The sequence below is a fragment of the Bradyrhizobium sp. CSS354 genome (assembly GCF_029051725.1).
GTDB lineage: Bacteria > Pseudomonadota > Alphaproteobacteria > Rhizobiales > Xanthobacteraceae > Bradyrhizobium.
The window spans coordinates 387274-402127 of the sequence record NZ_JAACFU010000001.1 but is presented as its reverse complement, the minus strand read 5'-3'; the positions used below and the strand labels follow the sequence as shown (position 1 = coordinate 402127).

General features: G+C 63.3%; 15 protein-coding genes and 1 pseudogene. 9 read left to right on the top strand and 7 right to left on the bottom strand.

What is annotated here, in order from left to right; all coding sequences use genetic code 11:
- Positions 1-24 precede the first annotated feature (24 nt).
- Positions 25-960 (bottom strand): helix-turn-helix domain-containing protein, encoded by a 936-nt coding sequence (locus GWG67_RS02025; RefSeq protein ID WP_275167805.1) that lies wholly within the window; start codon positions 958-960, stop codon positions 25-27.
- Between the two features lie 357 nt (positions 961-1317).
- Between GWG67_RS02025 and GWG67_RS02020 the strand changes: the two are divergent.
- Positions 1318-2318, top strand: a pseudogene (locus GWG67_RS02020) (aldo/keto reductase).
- Here the strand turns inward: GWG67_RS02020 and GWG67_RS02015 are convergent.
- On the bottom strand, positions 2287-2712 hold the full coding sequence (locus GWG67_RS02015; RefSeq protein WP_275167477.1) for a hypothetical protein: 426 nt from the start codon (positions 2710-2712) through the stop codon (positions 2287-2289). The pseudogene GWG67_RS02020 and the gene GWG67_RS02015 overlap by 32 nt on opposite strands.
- Here GWG67_RS02015 and GWG67_RS39065 point away from each other — a divergent pair.
- The 6 genes from GWG67_RS39065 (at position 2626) to dusA (ending at position 8199) form a co-directional block, all read left to right on the top strand.
- Positions 2626-2922: a hypothetical protein gene (locus tag GWG67_RS39065; protein ID WP_354057493.1), complete on the top strand. Its 297-nt coding sequence runs from the start codon at positions 2626-2628 to the stop codon at positions 2920-2922. The two genes, GWG67_RS02015 and GWG67_RS39065, sit on opposite strands and share 87 nt — an antisense overlap.
- Positions 2919-3260: a hypothetical protein gene (locus GWG67_RS02010; RefSeq protein WP_354055714.1), complete on the top strand. Its 342-nt coding sequence runs from the start codon at positions 2919-2921 to the stop codon at positions 3258-3260. The genes GWG67_RS39065 and GWG67_RS02010 overlap by 4 nt, the downstream gene beginning before the upstream one ends.
- Positions 3261-3422: 162 nt before the next feature.
- Positions 3423-3776, top strand: coding sequence for a putative quinol monooxygenase (locus GWG67_RS02005; protein WP_275167475.1), 354 nt, complete (start codon positions 3423-3425; stop codon positions 3774-3776).
- Positions 3777-3986: 210 nt separating this feature from the next.
- Positions 3987-5444: a winged helix-turn-helix domain-containing protein gene (locus GWG67_RS02000; protein WP_275167474.1), complete on the top strand. Its 1458-nt coding sequence runs from the start codon at positions 3987-3989 to the stop codon at positions 5442-5444.
- Positions 5445-5618: 174 nt separating this feature from the next.
- The gene (locus tag GWG67_RS01995) at positions 5619-6866 is read left to right on the top strand and encodes a hypothetical protein (RefSeq protein ID WP_275167473.1); all 1248 of its coding nucleotides are present in this window, start codon (positions 5619-5621) and stop codon (positions 6864-6866) included.
- A 337-nt stretch (positions 6867-7203) separates the two neighbouring features.
- The gene (gene dusA / locus GWG67_RS01990) at positions 7204-8199 is read left to right on the top strand and encodes a tRNA dihydrouridine(20/20a) synthase DusA (protein WP_275167472.1); all 996 of its coding nucleotides are present in this window, start codon (positions 7204-7206) and stop codon (positions 8197-8199) included.
- Between the two features lie 33 nt (positions 8200-8232).
- Here the strand turns inward: dusA and GWG67_RS01985 are convergent, their stop codons facing one another.
- The 5 genes from GWG67_RS01985 to GWG67_RS01965 form a co-directional block, all read right to left on the bottom strand.
- Positions 8233-8787, bottom strand: coding sequence for a TIGR02281 family clan AA aspartic protease (locus GWG67_RS01985; protein WP_275167471.1), 555 nt, complete (start codon positions 8785-8787; stop codon positions 8233-8235).
- Positions 8788-8815: 28 nt separating this feature from the next.
- Positions 8816-9019 (bottom strand): DUF1289 domain-containing protein, encoded by a 204-nt coding sequence (locus tag GWG67_RS01980; RefSeq protein WP_027569396.1) that lies wholly within the window; start codon positions 9017-9019, stop codon positions 8816-8818.
- Positions 9020-9063: 44 nt separating this feature from the next.
- A complete protein-coding gene (locus GWG67_RS01975; protein WP_275167470.1) occupies positions 9064-10659 on the bottom strand; it encodes a HAMP domain-containing sensor histidine kinase in 1596 nt (531 codons plus the stop codon).
- Between the two features lie 137 nt (positions 10660-10796).
- Positions 10797-12074, bottom strand: coding sequence for a sodium:proton antiporter NhaD (gene nhaD, locus GWG67_RS01970; RefSeq protein ID WP_275167469.1), 1278 nt, complete (start codon positions 12072-12074; stop codon positions 10797-10799).
- Positions 12075-12096: 22 nt separating this feature from the next.
- The gene (locus GWG67_RS01965; protein WP_275167468.1) at positions 12097-12969 is read right to left on the bottom strand and encodes an NAD(P)-dependent oxidoreductase; all 873 of its coding nucleotides are present in this window, start codon (positions 12967-12969) and stop codon (positions 12097-12099) included.
- A 182-nt stretch (positions 12970-13151) separates the two neighbouring features.
- On the opposite strand from GWG67_RS01965, the gene GWG67_RS01960 reads away from it, so the two are divergent.
- Positions 13152-13589 (top strand): VOC family protein, encoded by a 438-nt coding sequence (locus tag GWG67_RS01960; protein WP_275167467.1) that lies wholly within the window; start codon positions 13152-13154, stop codon positions 13587-13589.
- Positions 13590-13642: 53 nt separating this feature from the next.
- A complete protein-coding gene (locus GWG67_RS01955) occupies positions 13643-14785 on the top strand; it encodes an Mrp/NBP35 family ATP-binding protein (RefSeq protein ID WP_275167466.1) in 1143 nt (380 codons plus the stop codon).
- Positions 14786-14854 lie beyond the last annotated feature (69 nt).

The window sequence follows — 14854 nt, the reverse complement described above, 5'->3', positions numbered from 1 at the left end:
GCGGTATTGCCGAATCCTGCGCTTTCATGCGCAATCTCTGCGGAGTCCCGCAGCGATGCGGTCGGTCCTGACGTCGAGCGGGCCGCAGCACAGCTCGCGGTATTGCCCCGGTGTGAGGGTGGTGGCCTTGCGGAACACGCGCGTGAAATTGGCTTGGGACCCGAAACCGAACTCCAGCGCAATGTCGACCAGGGACGAATGGTTGCGTGCCAGTTCTTGCCGCGCGGCCTGGACGCGCCGATCGGTCACGTAGCGGTGTGGCGAGAGGCCTGTCGCCTCGCGAAAGAGCCTCGAAAAATGATAGGGACTGAGGCAGGCCTGCGCCGCCAGGTCTTCAAGCCTGATGTCAAGGCCGAGCGAGGCCTCGATATGGTCGAGCACGCGTTGGAGCCGTCGCGCATCGAGCGACGATGATTTCTCGGGCGGCCGCCACCGGTCGATCGTGTAGTGCGCCAGAAGATGTGCAGCGAGCGCGACCTGGATGCCTTCCACAAACAACGCATCTGTCGGCTGGCGCGGACGATGGAGCAGGTCACGCAAGGGCGAGCAGACGTGGAAGAGAACCTGGTCGGGCAGGCCGTGGGCATAGGCGATCTCGACCTTCGCCGGATCGATATCGAAGTCGGCGAGGGCACTTTGGTCCAGCAGCGCCGGCGGAAGGTAGAGATGGAGACATTCCATCCGGTCCGAAAGCTCGAGATGGCTCTCCTGCGTACCCGCCGGTACGAGGTAGCTCATGCCCGGCCGGGCCAGGCTCTTCTGGACTTCGCCATTGCCGATCCGGTGGACCATCCCGCCGCCTGACAGCAGCATGACGAGCTCGGTGCAAATGGGGGCGGGGGTTGCTTGGTGGCCCGCCTCGAATTTCCGGTGTTCAATGCTCAGCGCAGGCCACTCGCTGGTCTTCACGAGCTTCTCGCTGTTCCGATATTTTTGATCTCCGTGCGTGACGAGCGCCATCATGACCTCCGTCCCGGCCCCCTACGCGAGCGATGATTTCATCCAGCGGACAGTCGCAGTCTCGATCGCTGCCCGCTCAGGGATTTCTCACAAACCGCCGCACGGGTGTCCAGAGGCGGGGCGGTTAAAAGAGGTAAAAGGCAAGCAGAGCAGGGGCTTTGGCAATGCGCCCGCCAGTTTCGAAAGCTGATCTCGCGCCGAATGAGCAAGATGCGTCCGTCATCTCGCAAGAATCGGAAATACCACAATGGGCGCGCGATCTAGTCATGGCTCATCTAACTGCGATTACTGCAGTCGACGTTCTCGCGATCATCCCTCGACGGATGGCTTCGCCTGCCACAACGAAGGACATGCGCTATGGCCCTAAGGGATATTCTGTCCAGCAGGCTTGGCTTCGGTGCGGCGCCACTCGGCAACATGTTTCGCGCCATTCCGGAGCAGGAAGCGCTCGCGACGGTGAACGCGGCTTGGGACGATGGCATCCGTTATTTCGACACTGCCCCCTTTTACGGCGCAGGTCTTGCAGAAATCCGCATGGGCGCTGCCCTGGCGGCCAAGCCGCGCGGGGACTACGTGATCAGCACCAAGATCGGTCGTCTGATTCAGGACGAGATCGAGGATGTCGGTGCCCGCGACCTCGGCGAGAAGGACGGCGTCTTCAGATATGGACGCCCCAACAAGATTGTGAACGACTACTCACGCGATGCCACGTTGCGCTCGATCGAGGACAGCCTGAAGCGGCTAGGCACCGACCGTATCGATATCGTTTTCGTGCATGACGTCGCGCAGGATTTCTACGGCGACGAGTGGCTGTCGGTCTTCGCAAGGGCGCCTTCAAGGCGCTTGACCGGCTCCGCGATGAGGGTGTGATCAAGGGATGGGGGCTCGGCGTCAACCGCGTTGAACCGATCGAACTGCTGCTTGGGCTGGAAGGCCCGCGTCCTGACGGTTTTCTTCTCGCGGGCCGTTACACGCTCCTCGACCACGCCCGGGCGCTTCAGAGGGTGATGCCGATGGTCGCAGAGCACGAGCTCGCAATCGTCGTCGGCGGTCCCTACAGTTCCGGGGCACTCGTCGGCGGCCCGAATTTCGAGTATGCTCCGGCGGCTCCCGAGATCCTCGGCAAGGTGGCGCGGATCAAGGCGATCGCTGACCGCTACGGCATCAGCATGAAAGCAGCGGGCTTGCAGTTTGCGCTGGCGAATCCGGTGGTTCAGGCCGTCATTCCGGGCGCGAGCCGTCCGAGCCGCATCGCTGAGGATCGCGCAGCTCTCCTCGAATCCATCCCTGCCGATTTCTGGCACGAACTCCGTTCGGCAGGTCTGGTCAATCCCGCCGCGCCGCTTCCCGCCGATTGAACGGCGCAATCGGCGCTCCGACTTTTCGGCTCGGCTGCGCGTCGACCGACAGGAACTGCTCGTGAATCAAACAACGGCCAAGGAGACGGACATGACGGACAACCGGGACAACGCGACGGGAACGGGGCGCCGTAGCGTGCTTCGAGCGGTCGGTGCTGCCGTGGTGACCGGTGTTGCCGCCAGCACGCGCCCCGCCGCAGTCGCCGCAGCTCAGGGCACGGATGCAATGTCGGCTGTCGAACGCAACCAGGCGCCGCTTGGCGCGCGACTCCAGGGTGTCCAGCACTTCGGACTTACGGTGCAGAACATGGAGCGGGCCTATCAGTTCTATACTGACGTACTGGGCGGTACCGAAGTTTTCCGTCACGGCGATTTCAAAGGTGACGGAGTGCATAACACCTGCTGGCCGACTAGGAGATTGAGGCGAACGCTCGTGGGGTCAATCCCCGTACCATCGGGGTCCCCGATTTGCGGAGCGGCGCGCAGCGGCTGGATGTCCGCTTCATTCAATTCGACAACATGGTGCTTGAGCTGCTGCAGTATCGCGAGTCCGATCAGCCGATGGGCACTTCGAAGAGCTTTGCCGAACCGGTGGAGCACATGAGTCCCGCGTTTCCGCGCATGATGCATATCTGCTTCTATGTTCGCGACGATGTCGATTTCAACAAGTTCATCACCGACCTCGAAGCCGAATCCGCTCGCCGCGGCCTGACGCGGGTGAGGGCAAACCGGACGGTCCGGGTCACGACCGAGGCGGAAAGGAAAGCCGCGCCGCAGAGCGCCAATACGAACCGGGTCACCGAGGAGCCCTCGAACGGCTGGGAACTGATCTATTGCAAGGGTCCGGAAGGCGAGCAACTTGAATTCGTCAAGGCGCTGGGCCCGGTGAAGAAGCGTTTCAGCGAAGCCCTCGCGAAACGGCAGCAGGCGATCACACGCTGATCCACAGATCACGGGCGACGGACATCCGATCTCCAGCCGGTTGCCAGCTTGGCCCTGCGAAGCGTTCGTGACTGACAATTCAAGATACTCATGATGCCAATTCTCGTCCGTAACTCGCTTGCCGCCCTGCTGTTCGCCGTCTCGATCACCGGAGCCGCGTCTTTGGCGGTCGCCGAAGAAGCGCCGCGAATCCGCTACCAGGAAATTCCGGAAGGCGCCTATTCGGTGGTGGCGCAGGTGCGAGCCAAGCCGGGTAAGGAAGATGCGCTGCGCGCAGCCACGTTGCCGCTCATTGCCAAGGTTCGGAGCGATCCCAGGAATCTGGTCTATTTTCTCGCGGAAGATCGGACAAAGCCAGGCCACTTCATCTTCTACGAGGTCTTCGCCAGCAAGGCCGATTTTGACGCACATAATGCCATGCCCTCTGTCCAGGAATGGTTTGCCAAGCTGCCGGAGCTTGCCGAGGGCGGCGTCGAAGTCATGCATATGGCAATCCTTGCCACGCCGGAAAAATAGCCGGATTCCGATCGAGCACTCAATCGGCGGCTCGCATGTGAACAAGCACTATCTGAGCGGGTGCACCGGCCGCTGGATACGCAATCTGCGCTATGACGTTCCTGCGGCAAATTGCTCTTCGCAATCGTGCTAATTCGGAAGCGCGCTATTCAACCTCTTCGCAATGCATGATAATTCCGCTTGATCTATTAGATCGAGCGGCAAGTATCGATGCTGGCTGTCACGGAGACACGACAACGGAGCGGGCGCCCGCAGGAATCGGCGTTCTCTTTCGGCCCATTTCGACTGATTCCTCGGCGCCAGTTGCTGCTTCTGGATGGGCGCCCGGTGAAGTTGGGAGGGCGTGCATTCGAGCTCCTGCACCTGCTGGTGCAGCGCTCTGGCGACCTCGTCAGCAAGAATGAGTTGATGGCGGCGGCTTGGCCGGGCACGTTCCTCCACGACAGCAACCTCAAGGTCAACATGTGGAGCTTGCGGCGTTCGCTGGGCGATACGCAGATCGAGCCTGTGTATATCGCGACGGTCGCCCGTCGAGGCTATAGGTTCATCGCCGATGTGCAGGCCATTGCCACCGACATCACCGACGATCCGGCGCGCGCTGATCCCGTCGTCCCGTCACGGCCGCCTTCCTTGCGTGGCATCGTTGGCCGCGAGTCGGACATGGCGGAGATTGCCGAGCTGTTGGCCCGGAAGAGGCATGTCACCCTTGTTGGGCCCGGTGGCGTCGGCAAGACGACGCTTGCCGTCGCCGTGGCGCAAGTCTTCGCCCCCCAATGCCGCGATGGCACGTGCCTCGTCGATCTCACCACAATCTCCGATCCGATGCTTTTCGGCCCCGCGCTGGTGACGGCGCTTGGGATCCGGGGCAACTCGGACAACAGCCTGGCCGTCGTGCTGGAGTATCTTAGGTCGCGCCAGATGCTGATCATCCTCGACAACTGTGAGCACGTGCTGCCTGCGGCGACCATCTTCGCCGGGAGCTTCGCGGACGACACGTCGCCGTCGGTTCTGCTCGCGACGAGCCGGGAGGCGCTTGGTACCGCGACCGAGCATGTCGTGCGGCTTGGCTCGCTTGCCGCGCCCAGAGTGGGCGAGACCACAACAGCTGTGCAGGCGCTGAAATTCCCGGCGGTGCAATTGTTCGTTTGCCGTGCGGCCGAATGGTCGGACTACCAGTTTAAGGACGAGGATTGCCCGGCCATTGTTTCGATATGCCATGCGCTCGATGGCCTTCCTCTGGCTATCGAGCTGGCGGCGGCCCAGATCGGCACATTCGCTCCTCTCGAATTGGTGGCGGCGATGGACGGGAACCTGGGTTTTCGTGCAGCAGGCGCCGAAGTCACGCCTCCGCGTCATGAAACCCTCATGGCGACGATCGACTGGAGCTTCAGGCTCCTCTCGCACAAGGACGCAAGGCTGTTTGCCTTGCTGTCCGTGTTCAACGATGCGTTCGAATCCGAAGATGCGGCTTTTGTCGCTGAGGGCGCCGGGCTGAATCCGGTTGACGTCGCGACCGGGCTCGGCAGTTTGGTCGCCAAATCCCTTCTGAGCGCAGAGTCCGACGGGCCGAGCTTGCGCTACCGACTGCTCGACAGCACGCGGCGATATGCAGCCGAGCGGCGGGAGAGGGATCGTGCTTGCCATCAGGCGCTACGCCACCATGCGTAGCGCGTCCTGGCGCTGTTCGAACAGTCTGAAGATGAATGGAACTGGCGCGAGCCGGCTGATTGGACGAATCGCTATCTCGGCCGCATCGCCGATCTGAGGGCTGCGCTATCGTGGGCATTTGGCAAGCATGGTGATCCTATCCTCGGAATCAGACTGACGGTCGCCGGGATCACTTTGTGGTCGGAGACCTCGATCCTGTCGGAGGCTCAAGCGCGGCTGGAAACGGCGCTTGCTCTGGCCAGGACCGTCGAATGCGATGATCTGCTGCGGGCAAAACTTGCCTGTGCGCTCGGATGGAGCCTGTTCTACGCCCGTAAATTGTCGAACGAGAACGAAGTTGCCTGGCTCGATGCCATCGAATTTGCAAGGCGCGCGCGGGATTGCGAATATCAGCAGCGCGCGCTGGTGGGGTTTGCATTTTATCTGCTTCAGATCGGACATGTCCCGCGTGCCATAACCTATCTCGAGGAAGCCACCGAGCTCGCTGAGCGCGACCGCGACCTGACGGCAACGTCCGAAGCCGATCGGGCACTTGCCTGGGCCCGAGCCTTCGCCGGCGAGTTGAGCCGAAGTCGCCCGGTTCTCGATCGCCTCGCTGCGACCTATTCGCTGGCCGATAGCCGTTCGCGCAAGGACGCGAACGAGGTCTATCGCTACATCACGGTCCGCTTCAATCTGCCATTCGTTGCCTGGATGCAGGGACAGCCGGACTACGCGTCCAGACTGGCCAGCGACGCGGTCGAGGCCGCAGGCCGCAGTGGCCAATGGGTGTCCCAGTCGAATGCGCTCGGCCTTGCTGCGCTACCGGTGTCGCTCGAAACGGGAAATCTGGAAGCCCTTGAAAGCTACACGGAAAGGATGCGCGCCAATCTCGAGCGGGAGCGCATCTCGCGCTGGGTCCCGGTCGAGCGCTACTTCTCCGCGTGCCTTCGCGACCTGCGCGGCGACCCGCGCGCGGTGGAGGACATCCGAGCGGCGATCGACGAACTCATCGAATGCCGCTTTCTCATGCGAATTGGCAGCTATCTCGCGGTCCTCGCCCGCGCGCTGCTGAGACAGGGACGTATCGACGAAGCGCGCGCAGCCATTACCCGGGCTCTCGCGCATCAGGAACGCCAGGGCGAACGCTGGTGCCGGTCGGAGTTGCTGCGGATCGATGCATCGGTGCTGCTTCGCGCAGGTGAGGCTCCGCTGGCTGAAAAGCGGCTGCAGGAGGCTCTCGCCGAAGCGCGGTCCATCGGCGCACTGACGTTCCAGTTGCGTATCGGCACCGATCTTGCGAGGCACTGGATCGCACTTGGTCGCAGGCGCAAGGCTGCCCAGTTGCTCAGCCCGATCTATGAAGAGTTCAGCGAGGGCTTCGGATCAAAGGACCTCGTTGAGGCTTGGGAACTTTTGCGCCGAGCGCGAGCGAAAAATTAGTGCTGCGAGCAGCATGCTCAATGACGGCTTGACGATCGAATACAGTAGGCTGCCGGCAGCGAACGGAACGGCTTGGACCCTTTGGCGAACTCGCCGATCGAGGGCTTTGCGGCGGTCGATGTTGCGCTCCATGTCGAGCGGCCAATCTTCACCGTCCTTGCGACGGCGGAAGGTCTCTGACACATAGCGGCTCTGCGACGGACCTGGACGCGCCAGTTCCTAATTCGTGGACGCGACGTGCACCGAGAGGTCGAGACGGGTACAAACGTGTGCAATTTCGGCTAGATTGGAGTGCACGGGTTCGTGTTTCATCCTATTGACACGATAAGGTAAATCATTGAAAGCGCAAAGCTATCGCTTTTCCGTGGCCCCTATGATGGACTGGACCGACCGGCATTGCCGGGTGTTCCACCGTCACCTGACGAAGCGGGCGCTGCTCTATACGGAGATGCTGACCACTGGTGCCATCATTCATGGTGACCGGGGGCGGCTGCTTGGGTTCGACTTGGTCGAGCACCCGGTCGCGCTTCAGCTCGGCGGGTCGGATCCGCGCGACCTGGCGCTGGCGGCGCGGATCGGCGAGGAGTTCGGTTATGACGAGATCAACCTCAATGTCGGCTGCCCCTCCGACCGCGTGAAGGACGGCCGTTTCGGCGCTTGCCTCATGGCAGAGCCTGATCTCGTGGCGAGGTGCGTCGAGGCGATGAAGGGTGCGGTTGCCGTGCCCGTCACCGTGAAGTGCCGCATCGGCATCGACGACCAGGATCCGGAAGTCGCGCTCGACAACCTTGCGCGCGCGGTCGTCGCCTCCGGCTGCGATGCGCTGATCGTGCATGCCCGGAAAGCCTGGCTCAGCGGTTTGTCACCGAAGGAGAATCGCGACATCCCGCCACTCGACTATGATCGCGTCTATCGCCTCAAGCGCGCGATGCCCGATGTACCTGTCATCATCAACGGCGGCATCCCCGGTGTCGACGAGGCCAAAGCACATCTCGATCAAGTTGACGGTGCGATGCTCGGACGGGCCGCCTATCAGGAGCCGTGGCGGCTGCTCTCGGTCGATACCGACATTTTCGGCCACGCGGCGCCGCATGCCTCGATGCAGGATGCGCTCGAGGCGATGATGCCCTATATCGAGCAGCAGCTCGCGCGCGGCACGAGGCTGCACTCCATGACGAGGCATTTCGTCGGCGCATTCCACGCCGTGCCCGGTGCGCGCGCCTTCCGCCGCCATCTTGCCGAGCAGGGTGTGAAGCCGGGCGCTGGCCTCGAGGTGCTGCGCGATGCGATTGCGCGTGTCGGTGCCCGCGCGCCGGCCGAGGCGGCGGCCTAGCCGTAGTCACACGAAGAGCCGGATTGCAAGAGTCTAGTCGACCGCGAGTCGAGAGCGGCGGTGACTGGTCTGGAGCTCCGGATAACCGGTGAGCATCAGCTTGTCGGCACGCACGCCCCAGCTCTCCAGGCGATCGAGGAAGCTCATGCCGAGCAGGTTGGTCTTCATCTGACCGCGCGGCACGACGAGGGCGGGGACCGATTTCTCGACGAGGTGGCCGACCGAGAGGCGGTCGATCGTGAGGCGGGCCGCCTTGGTGCGACCGCCCGCGGTTTCGAGATCGACGTCGTATTCGAGCATCTCGAGCGGCAGCCCGATCGCTTTCGCAGTCTCCCAGGTCAGCACCACCGAAGTCGCGCCGGTGTCGATGACCATCGGTGCGGCCACGCCGTTGATCTTCGCGCGCAGCGCGAATTCGCCGCCCTGGCCGCGCTGGATCTGCACGGCGGGGGCGGGCGCTGCGGTCTGCGTGCGAAAAATATGCGAGACCTTGCTGCTCGCGCGCGCGATCTGGTCGGAATCGCCGTAGGCGACGACGGCACCGGCCGTGCAGGCGAGCATGATGAGAACGAGCAGGAACCGGATCATTGCGCACCTCCCGATGCGCTCAGGCCGGTCAGGTGCGTTCCGGCGATCCCGCGATGGGCGCAAGTCCAGCCTGATTCATGCGCGCCGGCAACAGCGCCATGACCGCGAGCCGTTCCGCGCTCTCCATGGCGTGCCAGCGCGCGATCTCCGGCAATGTACGTCCGCAGCCGAAGCACAGCCTGGTCTTGGGATCGATCATGCAGACGGCCACGCACGGCGTTTCTTTGCTCATTCGGACATAGTGGCGGATGGTCGGGCATGTCTGCAAGCATCTCGTTACGAGCCCGTACCTGCGCTCATGATCGGCTTGCGACGGGGCCGGCGCTTCTCGTCCGCTACCGCGGAACTCTCGGGTTGGAGCGGCGGAGAATCATCCGACATCGGCGCCAGCGCGCTCATCACGCGCTCGGGCGGGAAGGTGACGATCACTTCGGTGCCGATGCGCAGCTTCGATTTCAGCGTGAACGTACCGCCATGCAGGTCGATCAGATTCTTGGCGATCGGCAGGCCGAGACCGGCGCCCTGTTCGGCCGACTTGATCGAGTTGGAGCCTTGGCCGAACGAGGCCAGCACGACCGGGATCTCGTCTTCGGGGATTCCGGAGCCGGTATCCTTCACCGAGAGATATTGTCCGCCTGAGGCCGTCCAGCCCGCCTTGAGCCAGATCTCGCCGCCTTGTGGGGTAAACTTGATCGAGTTGGAGAGCAGATTGAGCACGACCTGGCGGATCGCGCGCTCGTCGGCCCACAGCCGCGGCATCGCCTGCTCGAACACCTCGTGGATGGTGATGCCGCGGCTCGAGGCGCGCAGCTTCATCAGATGATGACAATCGGCGACAATGCCGACCAGCGAGACCGCTTCCTCGTTGAGCTCGTAACGGCCGGCCTCGATCCGCGACAGATCGAGGATTTCGTTGATGAGGTTGAGCAGGTGGACGCCGGAATTGTGGATGTCGGCCGAGTACTCCTTGTAGACCGGTACGGCATGCGCGCCGAAAATCTCGCTCTTCATCACCTCGGAGAAGCCGAGGATCGCGTTCAGCGGCGTCCGCAGTTCGTGGCTCATCTGCGCCAGAAAGCGCGACTTCGCGACATTGGCGGATTCGGCGCGGTGGCGCGCTTCGTCCGAGATCGCCTTGGCTTGTTCGAGCTCGCCGATCAGCGCGTCCTTCTCGGCCCGCGCCTCGAGCGTGGCGAAGGTCGAAGAATGCAGGCGGTGAGCCAACAGCACGAAATAGCCTTCGGCGGCGACGGCGAGCGCGGCCAGGATGTAATTGTCCAGCGAGCCGGTCATCACGAAGCTCAGCGCCATCGCGACCGCGACCGGCGCGGTGGCGGCAAGGGCGGCGATCGGCAGATTGGCGGCCAGCATGCTCGATACTGCGATCACCAGCAGCATCAGGAACATCATCAGCGATTCCGTGATCATGTCGAGCACGGGATGGATCAGGATCGCCATCCAGCAAAGGCCATAGAGCAGGTCGAGCACGACGAAGCGCGTCTGCCATGTGCGCGTTGCCGCGGGCGAGGCGGGCTCGGCCAGGAAGCGGTGGCAGCTGCGGATCATCGCGGCATGGATACAAAGCATGCCGGCGGTCCAGGCCGCGGCCGGGATCGGCTGCATCCACAGCCCAAACAGGACGCCCGTCGCGACCACAAGCAGCATTACGACATAGGAGGCCGACAGTCGCGTCTGAGCGTAATGGCGCAGCATCTCGGCGTCGAAAGCCGGCCGGGTTCCACTGGTCGACGTTAACTTGTCGCGCGCCTCGCGCACCCGCTGTGCCGCAGCCCGGCGATGGCTCGCCGACGGCACGCTCACCGGCTCGGCCGGAAGCTGCACAACCTCGGGCTTTTCAGCGGGTTTACTCATCGCACAACAACAATTCCTGCCCGCGCGGGACGGGCCTTCTGCATTGTCTATCTCTGGCAAGAAATCCTTAAGAGGTGACTTAAGGAGCTAAAGAATTACGTTAACCCGGCGTTAATTTTGGATCCGGCGTGAGCCGCTCAATGCAGCGCCGCGTGCTGCGCGATGTACACCACGGCGCCCGCCAGATAGCCGGCGAGCGCGGGAACGGCGATGCGGCGGGCGTACCAGAGGAACTCGATGCGCTCGAGCCCCATGGCCGCGACGCCCGCGGCCGAACCGATGATCAGGATCGAACCGCCGGTGCCGGCGCAATAGGCGATGAACTCCCAGAGGAAGCTGTCGGGTGGATAACGCGCCAGGTCGTACATGCCCATGGTCGCGGCGACCAGCGGCACGTTGTCGATGACGGCGCTGAGCAGCCCGAGCACGATCACGATGATGTCCTGTCGGCCGATCGCGCTGTCCAGCCATTTGGCCACCATAGAGAGCACGCCGGCATGTTCGAGGCTGGCGACCGCGAGCAAAATGCCGAGGAAGAACACGATCGAGCCCATGTCGATCCGTGTCAGCGCATTCGCAAGCGTAAGCGGACCACGGACATGCTCATCCTTGTTGCGATGAACGATCTCGCCGACCAACCACACGATGCCGAGCCCGAGCAGGACACCCATGAAGGGCGGCAGGTGCGTGATCGTCTTGAAGGCGGGCACCGCGATCAGTACGCCGAGTCCGAGATAGAACATCACATTCCGCTCGAACGGATCGACACTCTGCAATCCGTCCTCTTTCGGCGGCGGTGCGATGGTCTTGCCCTTGAGCGAAAAGCTGATGAATGCGAGCGGCACCAGCAGGTTGAGCAGCGAGGGCAGGAACACCGCGCCCATGATATTCACCGGCGAAATCTGTCCGCCGATCCACAGCATGGTCGTGGTGACGTCGCCAATCACGGTCCATGCACCGCCGGCATTTGCGGCGATGACGATGAGCGAGGCAAACAGCAGGCGGTCGTCGCGCTTGGCGATCAACCGCTGGATCAGCGAGACCATGACAATGGTGGTGGTCAGATTGTCGAGAATGGCACTGAGGAAGAAGGTCACGAAGCCAATCAGCCATATCAGACGGACCTGGCTGGTCGTGCTGATGCGGGAGGTGATGACCTCGAAACCGTCATGGGCGTCGATGACCTCGACGATGGTCATCGCGCCAATCAAGAAGAACACGATCTGCGCGGTGGCGGCGACGGACTCATCGAGCTGACGACCGACCAGCGTGTGGTCTCCCGTCGCGAGCGCATAGATTGTCCAGAGCACGCCTGCGCCGAGTAGCGCAGACGCGCTCTTGTTCACCCCGATAGGATGCTCAAGCGCGATCGCCGCATAGGCGAGGACGAAGATTGCGGCGAGTGCGATCAGCAAGGCAGGATCACTTCGTCAGGTGTCAGCGATTGAGGCGCGCGAGCAGGCTCGACGTATCCCAGCGCTTGCCGCCCATCTTCTCGACCTCGGAGTAGAACTGGTCGACCAGCGCGGTCACCGGCAAATTGGCGCCATTGCGGCGGGCTTCGGCGAGCGAGATCGAGAGATCCTTGCGCATCCATTCGACCGCGAAGCCGAAATCGTATTTGTCGTCGTTCATGGTCTTGTAGCGGTTCTCCATCTGCCAGGACTGCGCGGCGCCCTTTGAGATGGTTTCGATCACGGCCGCGACGTCAAGGCCGCTTTTCTTGGCGAAGTGAATACCCTCGGAGAGGCCCTGGACGAGGCCGGCGATGCAGATCTGGTTGACCATTTTGGTCAGCTGGCCGGAGCCGGCGGGCCCGAGCAATTTGCACATCCGCGCATAGGCGCCTGTGATGATCGGCTCGGCGCCGGCATAGGCGTCCTGCGCGCCGCCGCACATCACCGTCAGCACGCCGTTCTCGGCACCGGCCTGGCCGCCGGACACGGGTGCGTCAATGAACTTGAAGCCCGCCTTGGTGGCGGCCGCATCGAGCTCACGGGCGACCTCGGCGGAAGCGGTGGTGTGGTCGACGAAGGTCGCACCCTTCTTCATGCCGGCAAACGCTCCGTCGGCCCCGATCGTGACCGCGCGCAGATCGTTGTCGTTGCCGACGCAGCACATCACGAAATCCTGGCCCTCGGCCGCGGCTTTCGGGGTCGCCGCGGTCTTGCCGGCGAACTTGTCGGCCCACTCCTTCGCCTTGGCCGCGGTGCGGTTATAGACGGTGACCTCATGGCCCCCTTTTTTCACGAGGTGTCCGGCCATTGGGAAGCCCATCACGCCGAGACCGAGGAAAGCGACTTTAGCCATCTGTGGTACCTTGTCCGTAGTTTGGGTTTTACGGTTCTTGCCGGGCAAGGGGCGCCCGGTTCCGCCATTGCGGCAGATCGGGCGCACCATAAACCCTTGAGGCCGGAGGGCAACGGCTTCGTTTGGCCCCCGCCTGTGCTAGGATGGCGGACCTAAGGACTTCAAAAAAAGGGAGCAAAGGCATGGGCGGCGTAAGCGTGGGCGTGCTCGATCATTTCAACATCCGGACCCGGAATCTGGCCGAGACCGTCCGCTTCTATGAGGACGTGCTGGGCCTGGAAAAAGGCGCCCGGCCGAATTTCGCCTTCCCCGGCGCCTGGATGTACAGCGAGGGTAAGCCGGTGGTGCACCTCGTCGATATTTCTCCGACTGCCGAGCCACAAAAGCCGGATTCCGGCGTTGTCCACCATGTCGCCTTCGCCAGCCGCGGGTTTGACGGCATGAAGCAGCGGCTGGCCTCAAAGGGGATGACGTTCGACTCCCGCCAGGTGCCCGGCGGCGAACTCTGGCAGATCTTCGTTCACGACCCCAACGGGGTCATGATCGAGCTGAATTACGAGGCGGCGCTGGAGCAGGGCGCGGCGCCCGCCGAGATGGCTGACGATATCGGCAGGCAGTAGCCTTTTGGGCGTTTCCGCTCTAATGGGGCATCTTGAATTCTAGGAGATGCGCTTTGAGCGTGACGCAGCAACAGGTTCTCGACAGCCTCGCCAGGATCAAGTCGCCCCGCGGGGTCGCGCTCACCAATGCCAACGTGCTGAGCGCGATCAGCGCGGCCGACGGCAAGGTGTTCTTCTCGATCAATGTCGATGCCGCCGAGGCGCGCGCCTGGGAATCCGTCCGGGCCGAGGCCGAGGCCGCGGTGCGCGCCATTCCCGGCGTCACCACCGTCATGGTGGCGCTGACCGCCGAGCGCAAGGCCGGCGCGACGCCGCCACCGCCGCCAACTCCCAGCCGCGGCACGCCGGGCGTGCAGCCGGTCCACGCCCACAAGCCGCCGCCACAGGGCGGCGCCCAATCGCCGATGGCGCGGCAGTCCGAGATTCCGGGCGTCGCGGCCGTGATCGCGGTCGCCTCGGGCAAGGGCGGCGTCGGCAAGTCCACCACCGCGCTCAATCTTGCGCTGGGCCTGCGCGATCTCGGCCTCAAGGTCGGGCTGCTCGATGCCGACATCTACGGTCCCTCGGTGCCGCGGCTGACGGGATTGCATGAGAAGCCGGAGCTGGATGGCGAGCGCAAGATGATTCCGCTCAGGCGCTTTGGCTTGGCCATCATGTCGATCGGCTTCCTGGTGGAGGAAGAGACCGCGATGATCTGGCGCGGACCGATGGTGATGTCGGCGGTGACGCAGATGCTGCGCGACGTCGCATGGGGCCAGCTCGACGTCCTCGTCGTGGACATGCCGCCAGGCACCGGTGATGCCCAGCTCACGCTGGCGCAGAACGTCCCCTTGAAGGGCGCCGTGATCGTCTCGACTCCGCAGGACCTGTCCCTGATCGACGCGAGGCGGGGGCTTGCGATGTTCAAGAAGGTCAACGTGCCCGTGCTCGGCATCGTCGAGAACATGAGCTATTTCCAATGCCCGCAATGCGGCACGAAATCCGACATTTTCGGCCATGGCGGCGCGCGCCACGAGGCCGAGAAGCTCGGGGTGCCGTTCCTGGGCGAGATCCCCCTGCACATGGCGATTCGCGCCACCTCGGATGCCGGCACGCCCGTGGTGGACAGCGAACCGGATGGTCCTCATGCGGCGATCTACCGCGCCATTGCGGGACAGGTGCGGGACCAGCTCAAGGGCGTCATCGCCGCGGCCTGAGCGGATCCAAACCAAAATCAATAATGGGGACATGCGACTTTCGTAGAGCCCTGTCATGCCAATGTCGCG

Coding starts and splice junctions, on each gene's coding strand:
- GWG67_RS01965 (WP_275167468.1), bottom strand. CDS start 12,969: ATGGCTAAAGTCGCTTTCCTCGGTCTCGGCGTGATGGGCTTCCCAATG.
- GWG67_RS02010 (WP_354055714.1), top strand. CDS start 2,919: ATGAGTCCCGCGTTTCCGCGCATGATGCATATCTGCTTCTATGTTCGC.
- GWG67_RS01985 (WP_275167471.1), bottom strand. CDS start 8,787: ATGATCCGGTTCCTGCTCGTTCTCATCATGCTCGCCTGCACGGCCGGT.
- GWG67_RS02015 (WP_275167477.1), bottom strand. CDS start 2,712: ATGCACTCCGTCACCTTTGAAATCGCCGTGACGGAAAACTTCGGTACC.
- GWG67_RS01980 (WP_027569396.1), bottom strand. CDS start 9,019: ATGAGCAAAGAAACGCCGTGCGTGGCCGTCTGCATGATCGATCCCAAG.
- GWG67_RS01960 (WP_275167467.1), top strand. CDS start 13,152: ATGGGCGGCGTAAGCGTGGGCGTGCTCGATCATTTCAACATCCGGACC.
- GWG67_RS02000 (WP_275167474.1), top strand. CDS start 3,987: ATGCTGGCTGTCACGGAGACACGACAACGGAGCGGGCGCCCGCAGGAA.
- GWG67_RS39065 (WP_354057493.1), top strand. CDS start 2,626: ATGGAGCGGGCCTATCAGTTCTATACTGACGTACTGGGCGGTACCGAA.
- GWG67_RS02025 (WP_275167805.1), bottom strand. CDS start 960: ATGGCGCTCGTCACGCACGGAGATCAAAAATATCGGAACAGCGAGAAG.
- GWG67_RS01975 (WP_275167470.1), bottom strand. CDS start 10,659: ATGAGTAAACCCGCTGAAAAGCCCGAGGTTGTGCAGCTTCCGGCCGAG.